The following is a 22,071-nucleotide window of genomic DNA, read 5'->3' as shown; positions in this document are numbered from 1 at the left end:
GTTCCCGGTGGGTGGTTGGAGCGGAGCGATTCGCTCACTTGTGAATCCGGAAGACCCCCCTTCTCGCCGCCAAGCACGAGGGGGGTTTTTCACTGTCTAGGGGTAGGTCATCACGCGCCCAGCTTGTACTGTGCGGGATCGATTCGATCTTGGATGTAATGCGGCATGGGTAGATCATGGTGCAGCGCCATGACATAGACGTAGTAGTCGCTGAGGTCGAGGCCAAGGGCGTCGGCCTCGTTTTTGTAATGCGCATACTGCGTGTCGGGCGTGCGCACCATTGCGGGTATGCGAGGGCCCTTCGACTCTCTCCCAGGTTTGCTTCCAGCCATGCGATCACATTAAACGGATTCGGTAACAGAAACAGGGAGGCCGCGACATCCGGTGTGTCGCCTGCCTGTCGTGCCACGTTCACATGTTCCTCCGCACCTCGTCCGTACCCGCCCTCGCACCACACATGACAGGTAGATCCGTCTCGATCTACCTCTGTGACAGAAGTGGCGAAATCTCTCGACATTGTCTCTGCGGCACCGGACACGACGAACACCCCAGCTCGTCGAACCGACCCGCTGCGCAAGCCCCTTCATCGATATACGCGTGACCTTGGCTCTTTTATGTGGGGAGCATGGGGAGCATGGAGATAAGGGCAGCTCAAAGGCAAAAAAACGCTCCCCACCGGAGTGGGGAGCATGGTGGGGAGCACGGTGGGGAGCCAGGAGCAAGACGCTCTGGCCCGGCGGATCAAGAGATCAGATAGTCCTCAACGACCGCAGCAATCAGCGCGCTTCGTGAGGGGATGAGCGGACTTGCTTCTACCTGCTCGTCTATCCATCGGGTCTGGGCTACCCACAGATGTGGACGCACCTCCACTCCCCCGCTCGCGACCTTCGGGCGGGCCAGACGCGGCATGCCACCGCGTGGCGATTCGACGGCGCGAGGGGCGAAGAGGCGAACCAAGGTTTCCGGGGTGTGCGCGGCGAAGGCATCCTCGACGATCTCGCCGTAGGACTTCTTCTCCCGCTGAGATCGCGTCTTCCAGGCCTCTTTGACCGTCGCGGGAACGTAGACCGCGATCGGGCGCACATCTTCATCACCGACAATCGCAGCCAACGGCTCCGCTGTAGCGGTGTCGGCCCCGGTTTCGGGTGTGGTGGCTACGTCCTCGGTTGCGGCAGTGCTGCCCCCGGAGGGCGAGGCAGATGTAGCAACCTCGGTCGGAGGCTCTGGTGCAGGTGCTGCAGGAGCATCCGGTGCAGATGTCACGTCCGGAGCCTGTACGTGCGGCTCGTCGACGGCTCTTTCGGCAGCCACGTCGGTCGAGCGTGGTTCCACTGCGGCAGGCCTGGCGAGGGAACCCGTTCCATTGCGAGGGAAAATGTTGGCGAGGCCAGATCCACGGGGAGCGGGCTTGTCGAATTGGTCCGCCAGGCTGGGTCGCTTCTTGCGATCAGTGGTGCTCATGCGGGTGCTACCTCTTCTGCGTGATCGGCTTCGGCAGCAAGCTCGGCCAAGCGTTGCAAGACCTCAGCTGCTAGGGCCTCGTAGTCATCCGCCAACCCGGTTGCATCCCGAGAGAGCAGAAGGCTGGGTGGTTTCACCTTGTCCCTCAGCGCTTTCAACCGAGCCTTCTTTGCGCTAGCAGTAGCGCCTTCGAGTTCGTGAGCTAGGAGCCCATGCCGCCGCGCGTCGGCAGCGGCGCTCTCCATGTAGCGGATTGTCGTGCCGAAGATGGGGGCAATGGTGTCAGGAATGGCTTGCGTAATACTTTCCCTCACCTGGTCCTGGAGCCGTTGTGACCTACTGCCGACCGCAAACAGAAGCATGCCAGCCAATCTCAGTTGCGGATTGTGCTCCCGGGCACGCGCGAAGCGCTCGGCGACGCGGTCGAGGCCGTCGAGGCTGCCATCGTCGGCGCGAGTAGGGATGAGAACGGACGACGTGCAGTACAGCACCGCATCACCGATGATCACGTCGCCTGGCGGGGTATCGAAGAGAACAATGTCGTAGTCGGGAACGATCGGGGCAAGGACTTTGTGGAGGATCTGCCCCAGCGATTCGCCCCCGCGGCTGAGCCTGGAGAGCATCATGCCAGCAACGTCGACGAGCGCAGGACCAGCGGGAATGACGTCTAGACCGGGTCGGACGTCTTTGATGATCGGGGGTTGTCCGCCTGACATCAACGACATCAGAAGTTCTTCACCGGACTGCTTTTCGTAACCGAAATCGCGGGCCAGGTTGCCCTGAGGGTCGAACTCCCCGACGAGAACACGGTAGCCGGCAGCGGCGAACAGGCCTGCGAGGTTGGCAACAACCGTCGTCTTGCCCACTCCCCCTTTACCTTGGGTGACTGCGAGGGAATTTGATATTGCCATCGATAGAACCTTCCTTCCAGAGTCCTGGATCCGCGTGCATCTATTCGAGCGCTGCCGTGGAGAAGCGTGACCGGGAGGCGTTCACGGTGCCGAATCGGTACGTGCGAGCGGCTCGACTTGTCCCGCACGCTCTTGTGCGGGCGGATGCGCAGGTTGTCGTGCGTGGTTGTGTGCGCGAGAGTACGCCCAGTCACGCACGTCAGTCAACACGGTCTAAGTCGCGTAACACCATGCGTATCAATGCTCGCACTCTTACGCGGCAAAACACGCGCAATAAAACATGTAGTGCTGCGCCCTAGTAACAGCGTACCAATACGCACGTTAAGTCGCATATCAACACCCTTGTTAACACGTGAAGAAACACGGGCATTGATGTGCTGACCAAAACGGTATTTAACCCGCGTGTTGACGTGCGGAGTTCTACCCGGTATTGCATGCGTAGTATTACGCGTATTAACCAACGGTGTAACAAGCGTATTTGTACGCCCTCAAACACGCGGTTTAGTACGCGATGAAACCAACGCTTTACTGCGCGAGGAGTACTACGAAGTGCTACGCCCATTGTGTTGGGATGATTGCCCGGTAGACGGTAACGGAGGTAGGGGAGCAGAGCACTGGGATGATGAACGGGATCGAGAGTGGGTAGTTATGTCGGATCAACAAAGCGTCGATATGTGCGAATCAGCGTGCGATTCGAGCTGCGATCATGGCCGCGACTCCCAATCCGCAGGCTCTGCTGGCTTCGCGAAGGCTCAAGCGAAGTGTTGAGGGGAGAGGTATCGGTAGGGGAGTGCGAGGATTGCTACGTAGTTCGACGCGAGCCTGGCACGAATTTCACATAAGACGCCAGGTCAACGGGGGACTGTTCGCGTTCCAATCAGCGTAGATCCGAATAGCTCTGACGCAGTCGGCGGCGGGGATCGCCAGGCTCTCCGCGGGTCGTTCGCTGTTCGGCTATCCGTTGTTCCAGACCGATCTTCGACGCCATTTGGGTGGCCCACAGCAGGGTGGCGTCAGGGACTGATTCTGAGAGTTCAACGGTGAGATCTACAAGGGTGTCTTCGAGCAGTGTCTCGGCGGCTCGGTAGAGGCTCCACAGGTGGCTCAATTCCCAACTAAGAATGAGGGGATTTCCGAACATCATGCGCTCACAGGAACGTTGAATGCGCCGGACTTGAGGGTTGCTCAGAGCTGTCGGATCGTGCGGGTCGGCCCAGGTCGCAAGGTAGCTGCTCTGCTCGCATGTCCACGGCAACAGCAGGAGCGCATCAGTCGCGAAAGTCCAGCTCTGCGTGTCGAGAACGTGTTGTGACTGTTTGAGGGCGCGGCCCAGGGCTCGCTGGCAGGTCGTGGTGTAGTCGGCGAGCGCTAGCCGACATCGCTCCAGTTGTGCCAGGTCGTGCACTGTGTGGAACTGGTCCTGTCCACGAGTGAATTCGGTGGCAACGAGCGCGGCCTCGGTGTCCCACCAGCGAAACTGGGACTGACGATGGAACTCGCGGTGCCATCGTAGGTCGTCGAGCGTTCGGGCTGCGACGCCGCTGCCTGGCGCGGTGGCGGTGTCGGAGAAGCTCATCGTTCAATGGTTGCAGGTAAATGGTGGTGTGTCACCACCCCTCTGGCATCAGTTCTATGACTGTGCCCACGGCCGAAGAGGTAGATGTGGTGGTTTTCCTGGTGAGCTCTGCATGGCGATCGGTTCAAGATCGTCGGTGAACGACGCTGCGTTGAAGAAACATTGGCGGCAGATTGTGGACACACATGAAAGCCATCAAATCAAATAGCACTGAGTCACGAGAACCACATCAGTCCGACATGAGTGTCAAACGATAACAAAATCGTGTTGTGATCACGTGGCAGTGATCATAATCCAACTTGTCTTGGAGTCAAGAGGCAGCGCCGAGTGCAGTTCGGTTGAGAGTCAGTCAACGGCCCGTAGAAGTTGCAGAGGACATTGCTTGCGGCACGGACCGTCAGGGGTCGGTGCCGCGCCGCGTTTGCTTCGGAACTGAACGAGTGCGCGATCGACTACCTTGTTACTGAAATGTTATGTACCGCGTGTTGATCACCACTGTTGTTGAGGTGGAGATAGCCTTTGTCCTGGTGGGGAGGGGATGGGGTCCTCTTGCGGGACGAACACGGGGTTCGTTTTGCAGGGTTCGGTTCGGATCGACGCTGTTCGCGGTGTCCGGGAGACCCGGTATATCTCGTACGTCGCACTCAAGCCTGCGACTCAGGTACACGGGGACATCGGAAGGATCGTGAGTGAGGACCGACAGCGCTGAGAGTGCGAACGTGCCGACATCTCCGCCTGCGCGACAGTCGCTCGGGGCAGCCTTCATGCCACCGCCGCCGGCCGGATCGATAAGTGCTATGTCAGCGGAGGTGGTGCAGTTGAGTTCAAACGAGGAGGAGACATCCTCTGGTGCAGCTGAATTGGGGCACGACGACACGATTGTGCCGTCGACGGTTCATCTTGCTGTCGGGGTTGCACACGGTCTGGCGAAGGAGAGCAAACGGACAGGGAGAACCCACGGCGAGGTGGTCATCACTGCTATCGAGGATGTCCACAGCGATCTCGAAAGCCTTCTGTTTCCGGGAGGCAAGGTCGGCGGAGGTCTGTTCCGCGCCAGGGGAGTAGGTGGGAAGCCGTCTGAGGGTAAGGCGGAGAAGAAGGGAGTCACGGTCGGGTTGTACGCCGATGACTGGGTGATCATCGATCAACTGAAAGACCAGTTCAAGGCCCGTTCCCGCAGCCACCTCATCGGAACTGCCCTCAAAGCACATCTCGGCCTCGACGCCACGACACAAACGGAAAGTGACTGAGCTATGCCCATGTTCGGCAATCTCAAAGAAAAGACATCGACCGCCACAGTGGGGGAGCCGCGCAGCGCAAGAGAGGCATCTCCTAAGCCGGGCCATGACTTCACCGAAGTCGTATCCACCACCAAAGTGCGCCGTCGACGGTCGTACTGGATCGCGGGAGTCGCCTTGATGACCGTCGCAATCGTAGGAGCGGTCTTTTTGGTGAACGCCATGCGCGCCACCACGACAATTCTGGTGCTCGCCCGCGACGTGCCACAGGGGGAGACGATCACCACCGACGACCTCAAAACCGCAGAGGTCAACAGCGATGCGACCATCGCGACCGTTCCTGCCACAGACAAAGCATCGGTCGTGGGCCAGAGCGCAGCAGTTCCGCTCCTGAGCGGATCGGCACTGAACCCATCGTCGTTCACCAACGCCGTAATCCCCAGCGGGGACAACACTTTGGTCGGCATCACCGTCGCAATCGGCAAACTTCCCGCAGAGCCACTGCTCGCAGGCGACAACGTCCGGATCGTCGACACTCCCCGAGATCAAGACGATTCCCCGGTGCAGGGTCCGGTCACCGCGAACGCACAGGTCGTTGCCGTGAAGGACATCCCCGAGACCGGACAGACGACAGTGGACGTTCTGGTCAAGAAAGACGAGGCCAGCTGGATCGCCGCCCGAGCCGCCACCAACCGCGTCGCCATCGTCCTCGACTCCCGGGAGCGCTGAGCCATGCTCGTCACCCTGACCTCGATCTCCGGCTCGCCAGGCGTCTCGACGACCGGCCTGGGCATCGCTCTCACCGCAGACTCCCGCAAGCTGCTGTACATCGAGGCCGATCCGATCGGATCGTCCCCGACGCTGGCCGGGTACTTTCACGCGCGCCGCCGGCACGACCGATCGATCATCCAACTGGTCGAGCCGAACAGGCACGGCCGAATAGGCCCAGCCTTCCAGCACCAAATAGTTAGAATCGGGCCGTTCGATCCAGAGGAGCCGACCAAGGCGCAAGGATGGTTCGTCCCCGGCCTGGTCAATGCAGCTCAAACGGAATCGATGAAGTCGACGTGGGGCCCGTTGGGGGCACATCTGGCGTTGTTGTCGAAACAGGGCGGCGGTGACCTGCTCGTCGACGCCGGTCGCCTCAATCTACGGTCCGGACATCAAGACCTGATCCGTCACAGTGACGTTATCGCCATAATGCTCAGACCGACCAGGACCGCAGTGGCAGCGGTTCGTGCTGGCTTGGGCCCACTACAGCAGCATCTGGAGAATACGAAGTCGCCGGCCAGCATCGGCCTCATTGTCAGGGGTACCGAGCCCTACAGCGCAGCCGAGACCGCCGCGGCGACCGGCCTCGACGTCATCGCAGTCCTTCCCGAATCACCGGTACACGCGCAAGTTTTTTCCGAAGGTGCCTCGCTCAGTAATTGGCGGCGACGTCGATCAAGCTATCTACGCGCAATCGACGGAACCTGGCAAAAGATCGAGCGCTTCCACGAAACGCACCAGCCCGTATGGATCGCCAACTCGCCATACAGCTCACAGCCCGCGTAACGAGCCGACAAGGCCAAAGGGAGAACACCCGCATGACCAACAACGCCCCCGACTTCGACTACGACGAGCGACCAGCCCTACCCGACCTACCGATGTTTGCCGCCGATCCGATCATCCTCGACGATGGCGACAACGAGATAACTCGTTACAGGAGCGGGCAATACGGCTCCTCATCTGCAGGTCTGCTCGCCGCAGCCGGCAAGGACGGTCGCCACTCCCACCCGGAACCCGAGCGACTCGAGACGGTCCCGTTCACATCGCCATCACCATTTCCAGCTGAGCGGTCGGACGTCGCGAGGACCAACCACCAATTGGTCAAGCAACTGACCAAAGAAGCATCCGAAATCCTCTCTCTCCGTAAGACCCAACGAGCAGATCAGGCCCTCAACCCTGAGCTGGGCGTCACTGCCATGACCCCGGACGAGGAGCGTGAGTCGGGCAGGCAGATCGTCATAGATCTCGTCAGCAAAGAAGTGCAGTCCGCGATCGACACCGGTCACGAACAGCTGAGCGTCCAAGAGGAACAGACGCTGGTCAAAGCGGTCTTCGACACGCTGTTCGGACTCGGCCCACTTCAGCCGCTCGTCGACGACCCGAACGTCGAGAACATCCTCATCAACGGCGACAGCGTCATTGTGATGTACCCCGACGGGAGTCTGCAGGCACGACCGCCGATCGCGGACAGCGACGAAGAGCTCTACGACTGGCTCACCAACCTCGCGCAGCGCGCACCCGGTGGTGGACGACCGTTCTCGCAGGTCAACCCCAACCTCCGCCTCAATCTGCCCGGCGACATCCGCTTGTCCGCGATGGGCTACTCGGTCCGCCATCCCAGTATCGCCATCCGCATGCACCGCCACAAGGATGTGACCATCGACAAGATGGTCGAAATGGGTGTTATGCCCCAACTGTTGTCCGAGATCCTCAGCGCCGCAGTCATCGGTGGTGCCTCCATCGTGATCTCCGGGCCCATGGGATCAGGTAAAACAACCAACCTTCGTGCGCTCGCCAACTGCCTTCCCCTGCAAACACGGATCGGCACAGCAGAGACAGAGTACGAACTGTTCCTCGACAAACTCGACGGTCGCAGACCGTATGTTGTTGCAGCCGAGGCAATCACCGGCGGCGGCGAACGAAACGAGCTGACCGGAGCGCTACGCGGCGCGACGACGCTGTCCGACATCCTTTACCAGTTCGTGCGAATGCAGCTCGACCGTGTCATCGTCGGAGAGGTAGCCGGCGGCGAGATCATCGACATGTTCAAAGCAATGCAGATGGCCAAAGGCTCCCTGAGTACCACGCACGCCGAGCATGCCGCCGGCGCGATCGACCGCCTCGTCACCTGCGCCCTCGAAGCAGGAGTGCCGGTCGAGTACGCCTACCGCCAAGTGGCACACCACATCAATCTGATCATTCAGCTGCAGACGGACTACGAATTTACCGACACCGGCGAGAGGCGTCAGGTCCGATTCGTCAGCGAGGTCATCCATATCGAGGCCGGCGAAAACGCCATGCCCGCAGTAACCAAAATTTACGAAGGAAAGCCGGGCGGGACCGGCGAATACGGAACTTTGCCCCCAGCTTTGCTCCGCAAGCTCTACGCAGGCGGTTTCAGTCCGAACCAAATCCCCATCAACACGATCACAGGTGGTGGGCTCTGATGTACACGTTCACGGCCGTCGGTATCGTCCTTGTCTTTGCCGCCGGGATGTGGTTTTTTGCCAACGGAATTCGCGATCGCCGCGACCCGACTGCGCCGACACGCCACCGCACCTCACGTGCGCGGATTGCCCGGCGGACAAAATTACTCCTCGCCATCGGAACTGCCGTCGGCCTTGCTGCATGGCTCCTCAGTGGATGGTTCGTACTCTTCCCCATCATTCCGATCGCAGCAGTAGGCGTCCCCTACCTACTCGGATCGTCAGCCGCCGCCGACGACATCGAACGCCTCAATGCCCTCGAAGAATGGGTGCGCAACCTGACTGGAGTGCTCGCAGCAGGATCCGGCCTCGAACAGGCCATCATCGCAACGCACAGGGGAATGCCTCAAGCATTGCGTCCGGAAATTACGAGCCTCATCACGCGCCTGCGTGGCAATGTGTCGATCGACGAAGCGTTGCTTCGGTTCGCAGACGATCTCGACGATTCCACCGGCGACTACGTGGTCGGTGCACTGCGGCAGGCAGCTCGCCTGCGCGGCTCCGGACTCACCGCAGCCTTGAAGCGACTTTCAGAATCGGTGGCAGAGAACGTGCGCAACCGCAGAACGGCCGAAGCGGAACGGCAAGGGCCCCGCACGACCGCTCGCGGGGTCACCGTCATCACCGTCGTTGTCATCGTTGGGTTGTTCCTGTTCACCAACTACATGGACCCGTACAAACAGCCCCTCCTCCAGCCCGTTCTGTTCCTCGAATTCATCGGTTTCGGCCTGGTGCTCGGGTGGATGAAGCGATACACCTTGCCAGTGAAATACCCCAGGTTCATCGGCACCAAGGACCGCGACGCAGCAAACACCGCACGTGAGAGGAGCGCAGTATGAACAACTTCGAGCTCTGGGCGATCGCCCTTGCCGCTCTCGCCGCTCTCGGCTTGATCCTCCTCGTTCTCCGCATACTGCCGGCCGACCCAGCACTCGGCGATGCCATGGAACGACTGTCCGGTGCAGCCCCGGACCCGTACACCGTCGACACCCGCGGCGGTGACGACCTCACCGGTTCGGATGCCCTGTCCTACAAGGTCGGTGCCCGCTTCTACCCGCGGCTGCGATCGCAGGCGTGGTTCAGGATCCCGACCGCGGACCTGGCGATCCTCCGAGAAACTCCACAAAAGTTCATCGGAGACAAAATCCTTTCCGCTGCAATAGGTCTGATCATCGCGCCGATTTCGATCGCACTCCTGGCGCTGTTCGGCATGGCAGTGCCCCTGACTTTTCCCGTAGCCGGTTCCCTCGTCCTGGCGCTGGTGGGATTCTTCGCGCCCGACGCCGACGTCAAGACTCGCGCCGCTAGTGCCCGACTCGAATTCACCCGAGCATTGGCGGCGTTCATCGACTTCGTTTCGTTGAACCGAAGTGGCGGCGTCGCTGCATTCCAAAGTCTCGAACGCGCTGCCGCAGTGGGCGATAGCTGGGTGTTTCTACGTCTGGATGCCGAGCTTCAGAAAGCGTCCCTCGCCGGACAGGCACCATGGGCTGCTCTGTCCAATCTTGCAGCCGAACTGGCGCTGCCGGAGTTGGGAGATCTCGCGGACATCATGACCTATACCGGCGACCAGGGAGCGAGCGTGGCCGACACTCTTGCCGCGCGGGCCGGAGCGCTCCGCAGTGCCCTGCTCTCGAAAGAACAAGGCGAAGCAGGAGCCAAAACGAAGAAGATGGACGCACCTCTCGGCACCTTGGCCGTGCTGTTCATGATCATGCTGATCGTGCCGGCCGGAGTGAACATCATGGGCGGCGTCTAGACCGAACAACCCGAATGCGTTGTCATTCAACGATCAACTACCAAGTTTGAGCTGTGCAAACACCGATCCGTGCACTTCACCTGCTCGAAGTGTCCGGTCTTGGCGATAGTCTGACCGGCATCCAGAACCGTCATAACCAGGGCTTTTACATATCGAAGGGAAACGTCACATGGCAGCATCGCGCACAATCGCAAACCGGATCGCAGCAACCACCGCAACACTGTTCGCATTGGCACTGTTCTCCTATACCCGGATGACCGAGCGCGCCGGCGGACGCAAAAGCGACAAGGGCTACAGCATGGAGACCGTCGTCATCACCGCCGGCCTCGTCATCCTCGCCATCGCTATCGTCGCCGGAATCACCGTGGTTGCACAGCGCTACCTCAACCGAATCCAGTAACCCCACCACTCGCCCAACGAGACAGGGGAGGACCAGCGTTGCTCACCGACACACATGTACCACTACGCGAATGGCTCACCCGCATACGTCGAGACGACCGCGGCGCAGCCCTCGAAACAGTCGTGGTATTCGGCGTCGTCCTACTGCTCTTCCTCATCGCAATCCAGGCAGCTCTCTACGCTCACGCACGGACCGTAGCGATTTCGACCGGTGAAGAAGCTCTACGACAAGCGCGATCGCAATTCGGCAGCGCTGCGGCCGGAACAGCGGCGGGCTACGCCTTCGCATCCACCGCCGGCCCGACGACCCTTCGAGCACCCGTCATTGTCGTCAACCGAGGCTTGCGAGAAGCAACTGTCCAGATCACCGGACAACCCATCCGCCTCATCCCCTTCTTCTCCCTCGACATCAATGTCAGCGAGACGCTTCCCGTTGAACGAGTCACTGCCCCAGGAACCAGATGAACACCGCGAACAAACTGCGCCAGCTGGCAGCCGCAGCCAGAGCCGACGACCGAGGATCGGCCCTGCAGACTGTCATCGTCGCCCCCGCCACACTGTTCCTGATCGCACTGATCGTCACCTTCGGCGTTCTCGCGCAAGCGCACCAGAAAGTAGTCCACGCCGCGAACGAGGCCGCGCGTACCGCCTCCATCGCGCGAACGGCGTTCTCCGCAGCCCCCGATGCGCAAGCAGCCGCGCGAAACGACCTGGCAGCACGAGGGCTCACCTGTTCCGCTCTCAACGTCAACACCGACCTCGGCGGATTCAGAACTCGCCCCGGCGTCACGGCTTCCGTCTCGGCCACCGTCACGTGCGTCATCTCCCTCGACGCACTCGGATTCCCGCAAGTCATGGGCTCACGGACCATCACAGCAACCGCGACTTCACCCGTCGACACCTACCGGGAGCGCGCCTGATGACCGAAGCACTACGCCGGGCGGTGGCCGCCTGCACACGGCGAGACGCGCACAACGACGCCGGAACCATCGCCATGTGGAGCGTCATCACAGCCATGGCGTTGCTGATCATGATGGGTCTCGTCGTCGACGGCGGCGGCAAAGTTTACGCCAAGCAGCGCGCCGAGCAAGTCGCTGAAGAAGCAGCCCGCGGGGCAGGACAAGCCATCATCGAACCACTCGCAGTCCGCGGTACCAACGTCGTCGTCAACCCGCTGACAGCCCAAGCCAAAGCCACCAAATACCTTGCCGCAGCAGGAATCCCCGGCGTCGTCGTGCAGACCGGACCGACAACACTGCTGATCACCACCACAACGACCTACCAACCCCGTGTCCTCGGTTTGATCGGCGTCGGGCCACAGCAGATCATCGGAACAGCCACCGTCAACCTGAACCGCACCAACCTCGGAATCCCCGGCACACCATGACCAATCGACCGCAGAGCAGACGAGTCGCAGAACTCCACGAGAAGACGGAGGACGTGATTCGACAGCTCGCGGCGCAACGCTGCACGACCCCGGCCACCCTGCAGCCATCGGAAAGGACACCCGCATGACCACCATCCGACGGCGCTTGACTGGTTTGCTCTACCTGATCGTCCTACTCGTCCTCGTCGTCGGAATTCCGCTCGCACTGTGGACATTCCGCGGCAACCCAATACCGACGACGCTGCCCGATCTCGACCAGATCAAAACAGCTCTGACCACCCAAGACGACGGATCACTCTTCCTCGGATTCGTGACCTGGATCGGCTGGCTCGCCTGGGCCACCTTCACCTTCAGCACCGTCATCGAACTCGTCGCAGCACTACGCGGCATCAAAGCACCTCAACTCCGAGGCCTCGGCTTCCAGCAGCGAAGCGCCTCCGTTCTCATAGGCGGAGCGCTCATGCTGGTAACAGCGGGCACCGCCACAGCCCAACCCCTCACCGCCACAGCACTACCGCTCTTCGACGCCCCTGCCCACTCGGCACCGATCCAAGTAACGCAACAAAGCCAACCGCATCCAGCAGAAGCCCCCGCCCGCCCCATCAACGGGGAAACCATCACGGTGCAGCAGGGCGACAGCCTATGGAAACTCGCAGAACGCCACCTTGGCGATGGCTTTCGATACACCGAGATCAAGCAACTCAACGCCGACGTCCTGACCGTCGACGGATGGCTGCAACCAGGATGGAAACTTCAGCTCCCCGCCGCCGCACCCACAACCGTCGACGGGGCCTACACAGTTCGAGAAGGCGACAGTCTCTGGAGCATCGCCGAGCAACATCTGGGTGACGGACACCGCTACAAAGAAATCATCAACGCCGACGGAACTGCACCGTCGACAATCATCCACGTCGGCCAGCAGCTCACCGTCAACGATCAAACCGCCGAGACCGTCACGCCCGAACCGGGTCCGGTTGCTTCCCCCGACCCGGCCCCGGTTGCTGCCGCTCCTGTACCTGCTGCTGTGCCCGAACCGACCGTCGCTCCTGAACCGGCCCCGGTCGCTGCCGCTCCCGAACCGGCTCCGGCTGCCGCTCCTGAACCGGCCCCCGCAGCAGCGCCTGAACTGTCCTCCGCTGCACCTCTCCTGGGTGGCACCGACGTTCCGGAACAAGCGGAGATGGTTCCGGGCGGTGACGAACAGGCTCAGGCAGAAGCGCAGGCCGCTGCCGCCGCCGCTGCGAAGATTTTCGGCATCGAACTCAACAGCGCTTCGTCACAGCTACCTGCTCCGACAGCGGCGGCTCCTGAGCCAGCGCCTGCTCCAGCAGCCCCTGAGCAGGCAGAGGCCCCCGCCCCGTCGGCGGTTCCTGAGCCAGCGCCTGCTCCGGTGGCCGCCCCTGAGCCAGCAGAGGCTCCCGCCCCGGTGGCAGCTTCCGAACCTGCTGCTGAGTCCGCGGGCGCAGATGTTGTGGCACCCGGGCCGGCACCCGCTCAAATGCCTGCTCCAGCGCAGACGTCGTCACCCAGTCCTGCTGCAGCTCCCGCCCCGACTCAGCCAGCCACCCAGATCCCACTGAATACATCGACGACAGACCCGGTATATATCGCCGCCACTGCGCAGCCAAGCGATGTCTCCGAGGATCAGAACAGCACATTGTGGCTCGGTATCTCAGCCCTAGCGGCCATCGGACTGGCTGGGGCCTTCGGGCTGCGCCGGCACCGTCAACAGCACGATCGCCGCAGAGGCGAGACCCTCCCTCAAACCTGGGGCGCTGCAGCAGTTGTGGAAGAACAGATTCATTCTGCAGCGGACAACAACGTCCTCACGCGGCTCGACGAAGCACTGAGGACTATCGCCGAACACGCTCGGACACAGGGCAACGCACTGCCGGCATTACTCGGCGCATTCATCGGTCCCGATGCGGTGGAGCTAGTAATCCTTGATGACTCCGTACTGCCGGACCAGTGGCTCAGATCAGAGACCGGCACCTGGACCCTCCCCGCCGACGTCCGGATCGCCCCAGCACCCACCACAATCAGCCCGTACCCCACGCTCGTGACACTCGGTTCCACAGACGACCGAACCCAAGTTCTTCTCAACCTGGAAGAACTCGGCTACCTCGGCGTCTCAGCTTCACCAGAGCACGCCCGCGGCACTCTCCAGGCCCTGGCCCTCGAACTCGTCGAATCCCCGCTCGCCGACAATCTGCACCTGACGCTGATCGGTTTCGGACAGGAGCTCCCCGAACTGTTCGGCAACGGTCGAATCGAGCACACCGACCAACCAGGCGAAGTGCTGGCCAGACTCGCCCGACAAGCCGAACGTGACCAAGACACCCTCGTCGAACAACACATCGACAGCATTGCAGCGGCCCGTTCGATCTACGACACAAGCGAAATGACCGCCCCCGAAGTAGTTCTCATCGCGAGTCAGTTGACGGCCGACCAACAGCAATCACTCGATCAGATCCTGGCCGCCACACCGCGCGTGGCGTTCGCTGCCGCCAGCACCGCCAGCACCGCCAGCGAGAACACCCAGGCCGCGTGGACACTCGACATCGTCGACCGCAACACCGCAAGCCTTGTCAAACGAGACACCGACGGCGGCTTCGCATTCCAGCCAGCATTTCTCGAGCCGGACCAATATGAAGGCATTACCGCCTACCTCGCGACCGCCACACAGCCAGCTATCCCCACAGAGTCGTCCATGCACGACCCCTGGGCTGCAGCCGAAATCGACGCACACCTCACCGACGCCGAAAGCGCTGAGACCTTCCTCGACTCCGTCACCACGATCGACCCCACCGACCAGCTGCTGCTGAACGGAACTACCGCATCGGAGACCGCCCCCGACGTCACAAACGTTCCGACCTACAGCCCGGACGCCGCGCAGTGGACATCCCCAGAAGCGATCAGGTACGACGACCAGGCCCCACCCATCGCTCCTGTCGCTGGTGACGTACCGGCCCCGGGACATCTCTGGCTCCATCTTCTCGGGAAACCAGCAGTCACCACCCCGACCGGGGAGCCACCCAAGGACGGCCGTGAAGTACTCCTAACCGAGATCGCCGCTCTTCTCTCCATCCACCCGGGAATCAAACACGACTCCATCGACAAAAAGATCTGGCCTGCAGACAATTTCGACAAACTCCCTCTGGAGGATCAGCCGAAAAAGAAGGCGACACGACGCCAGAACTACCTCTCGAGACTGCGAAATTGGTTGGGAGAGACAGAGAACGGTGAGCAGGCATTTCCGAAGCACGGCGACCGCACCGGCCGCACCGGCTACCGACTGCACCCCGATGTCCGATCGGACTGGGACTACTGGCAACAACTGATCGACACCACTCCGGCCGCCGCCACCGATGCGGAATTGCGGACGGCTGCAGAACTGGTAAACGATCAACCATTCGCCGGGACACGGTCAGACCGTTACGGGTGGGCACGAAACCTACAGCAGCACATGATCTCGACCCTCGCGGATGCCCTCGAAGAGCTCGCCACCAGACAAATAAAGACCGGAGATCTTTCCGCCGCGCTCACCACCGCAAACCGCGGCGTCACCGTCGAACCGTTCCGAGAAGGTCTCTGGAGACTGGCGATCATCGCTACCCACGGGAGCGACGAGATCAGCAAGACCCAGGAGCTGATCGACCAACTGCTCGCGAACCTCGCCGACATCGATGTCGACCCAGAACCCGAAACCGACGAACTCTTGCGCGCCCTCGCGCAATTCCACAATGGCGGCAACGCCCTCTACCGGATCGGAGCAATAGCCAGTTGATAGCAGTCGCGTCAATCGAGGTGTCTGAAGTGTCCGGTAAGCACGTTACGGTCCAAACAGCCGCACCATTATCGTTATCGCAGTACAACGCACAGAACAACGTAGGGGGTCCACGATGATCAGCACACGACGTCGCACAGGCGCGGCAATCCTCGCAGTAGCAGCCGCTGCAAGCATCAGCGTCGCATGCGGGAGCGGTGACATTGAGGCGACCCCCGTAACGACCACCACGCAGCCGGTCCTCACGGGACCAGAGGGCGTCGAAAAGTCCCCGGAACAACAGGCGACCGAGCAGGCAACAGCAAAGGTGAATGAGTTCTTCGCCGTTCTCGCGAAGGTCGAGAGCGATCCTGCTGTAGACATCAACATGCTGGACTCTGTTGCGAGTGGAAAGATCCTCGATCAGTTGAAGGCAAACGTGAACCTGCGCCGATCTCAAGGAATTGTCTCCACGGGTGCTGCGACTGTCGCAGATGCATTCGTGACGGAACTGCAGGCACCAAAGGATGCTGACGGGAACCCAATTAAGGAAGAAGCGTCGGCAACATTGCGAGTCTGCATCGACAGCTCGAACTATGACCAGATCCGTCCGGACGGCACGAGTGTGCTCCCTCCTGACCGAGTCCGGCGGGAGCTGGGCAAGCCGACTCTGGAGAACGTGGCGTGGCCAGATTCATCAGGCTGGCGCATTGTTTCCGATGCAGTGACTTCTTCGGGTACCCCATGCGACGCACCATGATCGACGGTTTGGCAAGTAGGCAACTGGAATCCATAAGGGCGGTGGGTCATGCGTAAGCCGCTTGGGGTTATCGCATCAGTGCTTCTAGTTGGAGTGTTCAACGCGAACCCAGTATTTGCGCAGCCGGGGATCGGCACCGGAACTGGCGGTGCCTTCGGCGGAGGCTTGGGTGGTTCGACAGTTGTGGTCGAAGGTACGTACACGAGTGTGCCGTCAGGGGGTGGAACGACTGGATCCGCGCCAGCTGCTGTGGGCGGGGGAGGTGGTGGGAGCGCCGCGCCGTCCGGACCGCCGCTCGAGTTCGTTCCGTCGACTGACGCCGCCAATATGACGCTTGTTCGAAATGCTGATAGTGGTGCCCCGATGGCAGTGAACGTCGTTAATGATGACGGCACAACATGGTCCTGCGAAGCGGCCGGTCCGTGTGTTCAAATTCCGGACGTTGGGGTGCCGGCTACGCCTCCGGTGGTCGACGTTATGACCGTTGTCGGCCAAGCGGTTACGGCAATGCAGTTGGATCCGCCCGGAATAGGCATCACCCCGAACCCCGCAAACACAGGTGCTGTCGGCCTGGTTGGTCTACCCGGCTGGTTCTGGGTCGCTGACCCACGGGAATCGACAGTCGGCCCCGTGACCAGAACTGCAGCAGGACCGGGTGTCATAGTTTCTGCTACAGGGGTCAATACGTCCGTGGTCGTCAATTGGGGGGACGGATCCGTGCCGTCGGTGTGCCCAGGTGCGTTACTGCCCTTCACGCCGTATACCGATGTTGCACAAGGGCTTCCAAGTCCGACGTGCGGCAATATCGTTTATCACAAGACGTCCACTACCGAGCCCGGTGGGACATTCAAGGTCTCCGCGACATCGAATTGGCTCGTCACGTGGACAGCGACGACACCCAACGGGACGGTCGGTGGAGTCATACCCACGCCGCTGACTTCGCGTACTGAAGTTCGGATTGGTGAACTGCAGGTCCTGGTCACAAATTAGAGCCGTGCGCCCCCGCTCCTCGGGTGCGAAATTGAGTCACTCCAGGCTTACCGGTTTGTAGGCTGGTGGAATGCCTGAACGGTTGACTGTCAACGTCACGATGCCACCGGAATTGGCTGGGGGGCAAGTGCAGGCCTACCTGGAAGAGTTGGGGTTCGAGGTCGCCCACACGTCCGCGCCCGATGTGTGGGCGTTAACCGAGCCGGCTGCCAGCATGGACTGTGTCGATTTTATGACCGTTCGCACCCTGTCGGGTTCGGAAGCGGACGTCGATGACGAGCTCGTCGACCTCCCGCAAGACCCTTACGTCTCCAGGCTGGACCATGGGCGAGTCGTTGAGGAGCGCCTTCGCGCGATCAGACAGATGAGCGCGGGTGCGGTGGGATCGTTCCTGTACGGACTCCAGCTACCTGTCATCACCGCCAGCGATCGAGCCTTGTCCGCGGCAGTACAGGACGCGAGTAGGGAGTTGGCCGGAACTTCGGACGACGATGACGAGCATCCGTTCGACCGGCATGCTGTCCACGTTGTTCGCTATGGCAACGCCACGCACCGTCGGATCAGGTTTCCTGGTTTCGTGTTACGTCTGAATCAGGACCCCGAACTTCTCGACGACATACGACGCGGGCCGATCGACGTCGATGAGACCATTTTCGCGTCGGGATCGTCGATCCTGAGCAGTGTCTTGATTCCCGCGAGCCATCTCGGTCCGTTGTTGGCCGCACGGTCTCCATGGGTATGGGCGTTTCAAGCGAACAGGGTGTCGGGTGCGGTGATTTTCACTCTCGGCACAGATATTGTCGGGAGGTCTCCTGTTCCGTACGAAGCGCATCAGGTACTTCCCCGATCACCAGTGGGTCGCCTTCCCCAGCGGCAGGAGCCGCCGGCACCGGAGGCGTGGGGTGCGGCCGTCGCTTGGTGGGTTGCTCAGATGAACTCTGTTCTCGGGCATCTCCTGAACCCATGCCTGTTCGCAGATGCTGACGGTGACTACCTCCCCTATGCGCAGCAGAACCGGTTGATGGAATTTGCGGATCTTCTGCAACGAGTTACCTCGACGCTGCTATCGCTGCACGACGACTACGCAGCCGGAGTTCTGATGTGGTCAGCAATGGACCTGATCGAGGCGACCTGGCTTTCATGGGATCTCACGGCACTGTGCAAGCCCTCGGTTGCGGCGAAAGCGCTGCAGCAAGTTCGAGAACGTATGCCTGCTGATGTTCAGTCCGTCCTGCTTCCGTACGCGGCTTTTGGTGTGGAAGCGTTGACCGAAGTGGGGGACGGGTTCTTCATCAAGAATTACCGTAGGTCGGAGAAGGTAATTCTGAAGCTGCCCGGTGGAGCGGACAAATCCCTGTCACTCGATGACGCAGTGAGTCAGTTCATGCGTTTGCGCAGGAACACTACACACGGGTTCGACAAACCTGATCCCGTCCGTGACCGACTTTTCGCGCAACACAACGGCCGGCTGCCGGCGACACTGATGTACCTGCCGCTGCTGTACTTGATGTACATCATGTCCGATCCTGATGACCTGAGACGTCGTCTGCTCCGTCGATCCGCTCGAAGACGCAGGACGCAGTGAGAGGTGTTCACACACGTTGCCGGTGGTGTGCTGAGACAATATTGCGGTGAGTGTCATGGTGCGCCGGCTGATGGGTGCGGTGTGGCCGACGAGGTTCGGCGCAGCCGAAATTGATGTCGAAAAGGGGGCGCTAGCAGTGGAATCGAACGACCGGGGTGGGCGCGAAAATGCTTCACCGGACTCCGCTGCTGGCGAAGAGATGGCGTCCGAGCTCAACCCGGTGAGTGTCGAGCTGAATCCGGCGGCAATCGAGATGGTGCACGCGAGCATCGAACGGACGCTGGATTCTCAGGAACGCCGAGTGACGAGCATCGATCAGCGCGGGGGTGTGCTGCTGGGATTCGCGGGCATTCTGGTGGGGATCGTGTTGCGCAATCCCGCGGGGATCGGTGTGTGGGAGGTTGCGGGTGCTGCCCTGGCCGGTGCGGCGGCAATCATGGCGGCATTCGTGATTGCACCCAATACCGCGTCGGGGCTCAATCCGGAAGTGGTGTTGGAGGAGTATTCGACAGTCGATGAGACGACGGGCCGGTTCGAGATCGCGTCGACACTGGTGTCGATTTATCAGGTGACAGAGATGCGGCTTCGGAGCAAGCTGATGCGGTTGCGGATCACGACGGGTCTGTTGGCTGGATCTGTGCTGGTGTTGCTCGTGACGGCTATCATTCGGATGTAGGAGGACATCATGGCTACGGTGAACGAGCAGCAGAAACCTGATCGACCGGTGGGCTCGGCGAGCCCGGCGACGGCGTCGCGGCGTCGCAAGGTGGCCTTGCGTCCCAATCCTCGGCTGGTGGGCAACTACGAGGGCAGTTCCCGCACGATCGACGAAGTGCGACGCCAGATAGAGAAGCAGCAGGGGGCGTCGGCGTGACGGCCTCGAAAGATCAGAATCCGCCGGCGGGGTCGTCGGCTCCACGTGCCAGCGCGCGCCCTGTGGTGGTGGTCCCGACATCGGCTGCGGGTGATCGCACCATTGTTCGGGCAGCACCCAACGAGAGAGCTATCCGCAGCATCACTGCGGGGGCTGCACCTCAAAATGTGCGGTCCGCTGTCCGCCGCGAGCACTAATTTCGCGCGCACGCCTTTGCGCTGTGTCGTAGATGATCCAAAATTGGGCTAGCAGACGGTGCCAAACGTGTTCGTCCAGGTCGCCGATCTGCAGCGTCGACTGTGTCTGCTCCCGATCACGCTTGGCCGTTACCTGGGCAGCTGTGGTGATCGATGCAGCAGCGGGGGAGGGCTTACGATGCGGCCACCGACCCGCGTCGAGTGCTCGATGTAGTAGTCGAGCATCGGGTGAAACTCGGCAGGGTAATCCCTTAGCCAAAAGCTTGCACGGTGTTCGACGAATTTCGACGCAAACCCCGCGACACTCAGACAGCGGTGGTGTGGGCAACCGGACCGCATGTATGGATCTCATAGCGATACTCCATTGCCGCGTGTCCGAACGGCGAGGACCAAACGTGGCACAACCAGCCATTGCTTACGACTTTGCGACGGACTCCTGTCACGGGCGGCGAAGTAGCCCTGCAGGTGTGGAAGCGTACGCGGGGTCGTTGAACACGGCGCTGTCTTCGCCGACATGCTCCGCAACGCCAGCGGGGGGTGGCCCGAGGATTTCAGTTTTGATGCAGCCTTTGGTCGAGTCGAGCCAGGTACGGGAATCGGCCCCAAGTCGAAATGGATGGGCCATGTCGTTGGAAATGATGTTGCGCATGATGTTGTACACCGCCGAATTGGGTTGCCGGGCCAGGAGCTGATTCATCAGCGATTGCCGGGTGGGCACCAGGTATTGCGGTTTCTTTCCTGTTGGGGACATGCACTCGAGCATCACGTTGGTCGATGCAATCAACTTCACGAGCTGGATAGCCGTTGCTCGCTTTTCCTGGGCGATGGCCACATTGACGGAAAGTGCGTCGGTATAAAGCGGTATCCCCACTTTTTCGATAGGTTCGGAGCTCAGCGGCATGACTGAATAGGTCGAGGCGTCGACGTTGTCGATGAAGTGGAAGATTTCGGTCAAGCCTACGAAGGCTCGACCGATCCGCTGGTTCCATTTCGTGATTCGGTCGTAGCCCGAGTCGGGATATGTCGCCTGGGCGTACCCGGCGATGTTTCGCAGCACCTGCATGTCGGCGAGGCCTTGCTGATCGAGTCCTGGACAGGGGGGAAGGGCGGGAGTGAGCGGAAACTGGCCCGACTCCTCCATGACGGCCTGCTCGTACATGCACGCGACGGTCGTTCCCCCAGTAAAATCCAACAGCATGCCTTGACCCTGCGCGGGCCAGACTGCTTTCGGATCCCCGTCGCCGAGGATTTTGTGTAATTCTTCGACAGTCATCCCCGGCGCACCCAGTGCTGCGTCAGTGAGACGGCGAATCAAAATTTGCATGCACCCTAAATACGGTATTCCTTGATACTCCGAGGATTCCGTTTTCAGCGATGCGAGAGACCACGGGTAAAAGTCTGCGGTGCCGTCGATATCGAACTCGACACAGAACTGACGCATGTGATCAGCGAAGATGCAGTCGTAGGCAAAAACGTCCACAGTGGACGGCGGATCGCCTTTGTAACAGTCGTAGGTGTAGACGAAATTGAGAGCGACATCCGGTTGGACGCTGTGCCACGCGGCTCTGATGGTGGACTCGAACCATTTCGGTTCGGGCGTGTACGGGTACAAGGCGACGTTCAACGTGGATGCGTCGCTGGCTGGAGGTGGCTGGTTGGTGGGGCCGGAATCCTTGTTCAAACTGCGTCCGAACTCGGTACTGGTCACTGCACACTTCCCGTCATCACACTGTCTGCAGGGGAACGGCGATTGCCTCATACAGTCGCATGATTTTCCGAAAGTGGCAAGGATCACATTTACTTACCCTCGATCCACGGACTGAGGTGACCCACTGTGGTCGATGACCGAATTGTGGGGTCGGGACTGGTTGGGCGTGTTTCGTCCGCTGGTCTACCCAGCATTTCCACGAT

20 protein-coding genes are annotated in these 22,071 nt (G+C 60.9%); 15 read left to right on the top strand and 5 right to left on the bottom strand.

What is annotated here, in order from left to right; all coding sequences use genetic code 11:
- Positions 1–110 precede the first annotated feature (110 nt).
- The 4 genes from CH251_RS27660 to CH251_RS24995 form a co-directional block, all read right to left on the bottom strand.
- Complete coding sequence (locus CH251_RS27660; RefSeq protein ID WP_015586065.1) at positions 111–281, bottom strand: hypothetical protein; 171 nt, start codon at positions 279–281, stop codon at positions 111–113.
- A gap of 460 nt (positions 282–741) precedes the next feature.
- A complete protein-coding gene (locus CH251_RS25005; RefSeq protein ID WP_015586066.1) occupies positions 742–1,461 on the bottom strand; it encodes a hypothetical protein in 720 nt (239 codons plus the stop codon).
- The gene (locus CH251_RS25000; RefSeq protein WP_015586067.1) at positions 1,458–2,372 is read right to left on the bottom strand and encodes a ParA family protein; all 915 of its coding nucleotides are present in this window, start codon (positions 2,370–2,372) and stop codon (positions 1,458–1,460) included. The genes CH251_RS25005 and CH251_RS25000 overlap by 4 nt, the downstream gene beginning before the upstream one ends.
- An 877-nt stretch (positions 2,373–3,249) precedes the next feature.
- Positions 3,250–3,948 (bottom strand): hypothetical protein, encoded by a 699-nt coding sequence (locus tag CH251_RS24995; protein ID WP_015586069.1) that lies wholly within the window; start codon positions 3,946–3,948, stop codon positions 3,250–3,252.
- 689 nt (positions 3,949–4,637) lie between these two features.
- On the opposite strand from CH251_RS24995, the gene CH251_RS24990 reads away from it, so the two are divergent.
- From CH251_RS24990 to CH251_RS24920, 15 genes are all read left to right on the top strand, one after another.
- Positions 4,638–5,198 carry a hypothetical protein gene (locus CH251_RS24990; protein ID WP_139278540.1) on the top strand — a complete coding sequence of 187 codons (561 nt, stop codon included), beginning with the start codon at positions 4,638–4,640 and terminating at the stop codon, positions 5,196–5,198.
- Positions 5,199–5,366: 168 nt separating this feature from the next.
- The gene (locus tag CH251_RS24985) at positions 5,367–5,915 is read left to right on the top strand and encodes an SAF domain-containing protein (RefSeq protein WP_230591630.1); all 549 of its coding nucleotides are present in this window, start codon (positions 5,367–5,369) and stop codon (positions 5,913–5,915) included.
- 3 nt (positions 5,916–5,918) lie between these two features.
- Positions 5,919–6,743 carry a hypothetical protein gene (locus tag CH251_RS28065; protein ID WP_015586073.1) on the top strand — a complete coding sequence of 275 codons (825 nt, stop codon included), beginning with the start codon at positions 5,919–5,921 and terminating at the stop codon, positions 6,741–6,743.
- Complete coding sequence (locus CH251_RS28185; RefSeq protein ID WP_080730058.1) at positions 6,704–8,404, top strand: CpaF family protein; 1,701 nt, start codon at positions 6,704–6,706, stop codon at positions 8,402–8,404. The genes CH251_RS28065 and CH251_RS28185 overlap by 40 nt, the downstream gene beginning before the upstream one ends.
- Positions 8,404–9,282 (top strand): type II secretion system F family protein, encoded by an 879-nt coding sequence (locus CH251_RS24970; protein ID WP_052047795.1) that lies wholly within the window; start codon positions 8,404–8,406, stop codon positions 9,280–9,282. The genes CH251_RS28185 and CH251_RS24970 overlap by 1 nt, the downstream gene beginning before the upstream one ends.
- The gene (locus CH251_RS24965) at positions 9,279–10,202 is read left to right on the top strand and encodes a type II secretion system F family protein (protein WP_032364991.1); all 924 of its coding nucleotides are present in this window, start codon (positions 9,279–9,281) and stop codon (positions 10,200–10,202) included. Before CH251_RS24970 ends, CH251_RS24965 begins: the two co-directional genes overlap by 4 nt.
- Before the next feature lie 169 nt (positions 10,203–10,371).
- Positions 10,372–10,602 (top strand): hypothetical protein, encoded by a 231-nt coding sequence (locus tag CH251_RS24960; RefSeq protein WP_015586077.1) that lies wholly within the window; start codon positions 10,372–10,374, stop codon positions 10,600–10,602.
- A 38-nt stretch (positions 10,603–10,640) separates the two neighbouring features.
- Positions 10,641–11,066, top strand: a complete 426-nt coding sequence (locus tag CH251_RS24955; RefSeq protein ID WP_015586078.1) for a type II secretion system protein — start codon at positions 10,641–10,643, stop codon at positions 11,064–11,066.
- Positions 11,063–11,521: a TadE family protein gene (locus tag CH251_RS24950; protein ID WP_015586079.1), complete on the top strand. Its 459-nt coding sequence runs from the start codon at positions 11,063–11,065 to the stop codon at positions 11,519–11,521. The genes CH251_RS24955 and CH251_RS24950 overlap by 4 nt, the downstream gene beginning before the upstream one ends.
- On the top strand, positions 11,521–11,988 hold the full coding sequence (locus CH251_RS24945) for a pilus assembly protein TadG-related protein (protein ID WP_015586080.1): 468 nt from the start codon (positions 11,521–11,523) through the stop codon (positions 11,986–11,988). Before CH251_RS24950 ends, CH251_RS24945 begins: the two co-directional genes overlap by 1 nt.
- Positions 11,989–12,112: 124 nt before the next feature.
- A complete protein-coding gene (locus tag CH251_RS28180; protein ID WP_015586082.1) occupies positions 12,113–15,775 on the top strand; it encodes a LysM peptidoglycan-binding domain-containing protein in 3,663 nt (1,220 codons plus the stop codon).
- A gap of 115 nt (positions 15,776–15,890) precedes the next feature.
- Entirely contained in the window at positions 15,891–16,514 is a 624-nt protein-coding gene (locus tag CH251_RS24935) for a hypothetical protein (RefSeq protein ID WP_015586083.1), read from the top strand.
- Between the two features lie 1,060 nt (positions 16,515–17,574).
- Positions 17,575–19,089 carry a hypothetical protein gene (locus tag CH251_RS24930; protein ID WP_015586085.1) on the top strand — a complete coding sequence of 505 codons (1,515 nt, stop codon included), beginning with the start codon at positions 17,575–17,577 and terminating at the stop codon, positions 19,087–19,089.
- A gap of 55 nt (positions 19,090–19,144) precedes the next feature.
- A complete protein-coding gene (locus tag CH251_RS24925; RefSeq protein ID WP_015586086.1) occupies positions 19,145–19,765 on the top strand; it encodes a hypothetical protein in 621 nt (206 codons plus the stop codon).
- Positions 19,766–19,774: 9 nt separating this feature from the next.
- A complete protein-coding gene (locus tag CH251_RS24920) occupies positions 19,775–19,963 on the top strand; it encodes a hypothetical protein (protein ID WP_015586087.1) in 189 nt (62 codons plus the stop codon).
- A gap of 636 nt (positions 19,964–20,599) precedes the next feature.
- On the opposite strand, the gene bcmE is transcribed toward CH251_RS24920, so the two are convergent.
- Positions 20,600–21,868, bottom strand: coding sequence for a thiamine pyridinylase (gene bcmE / locus CH251_RS24915; RefSeq protein WP_032364993.1), 1,269 nt, complete (start codon positions 21,866–21,868; stop codon positions 20,600–20,602).
- Positions 21,869–22,071: the final 203 nt, after the last annotated feature.

The sequence above is a fragment of the Rhodococcus sp. 06-462-5 genome, from assembly GCF_002258315.1.
Classification (GTDB): Bacteria; Actinomycetota; Actinomycetes; order Mycobacteriales; family Mycobacteriaceae; genus Rhodococcoides.
This window is presented reverse-complemented; position numbering and strand designations above follow the sequence as displayed.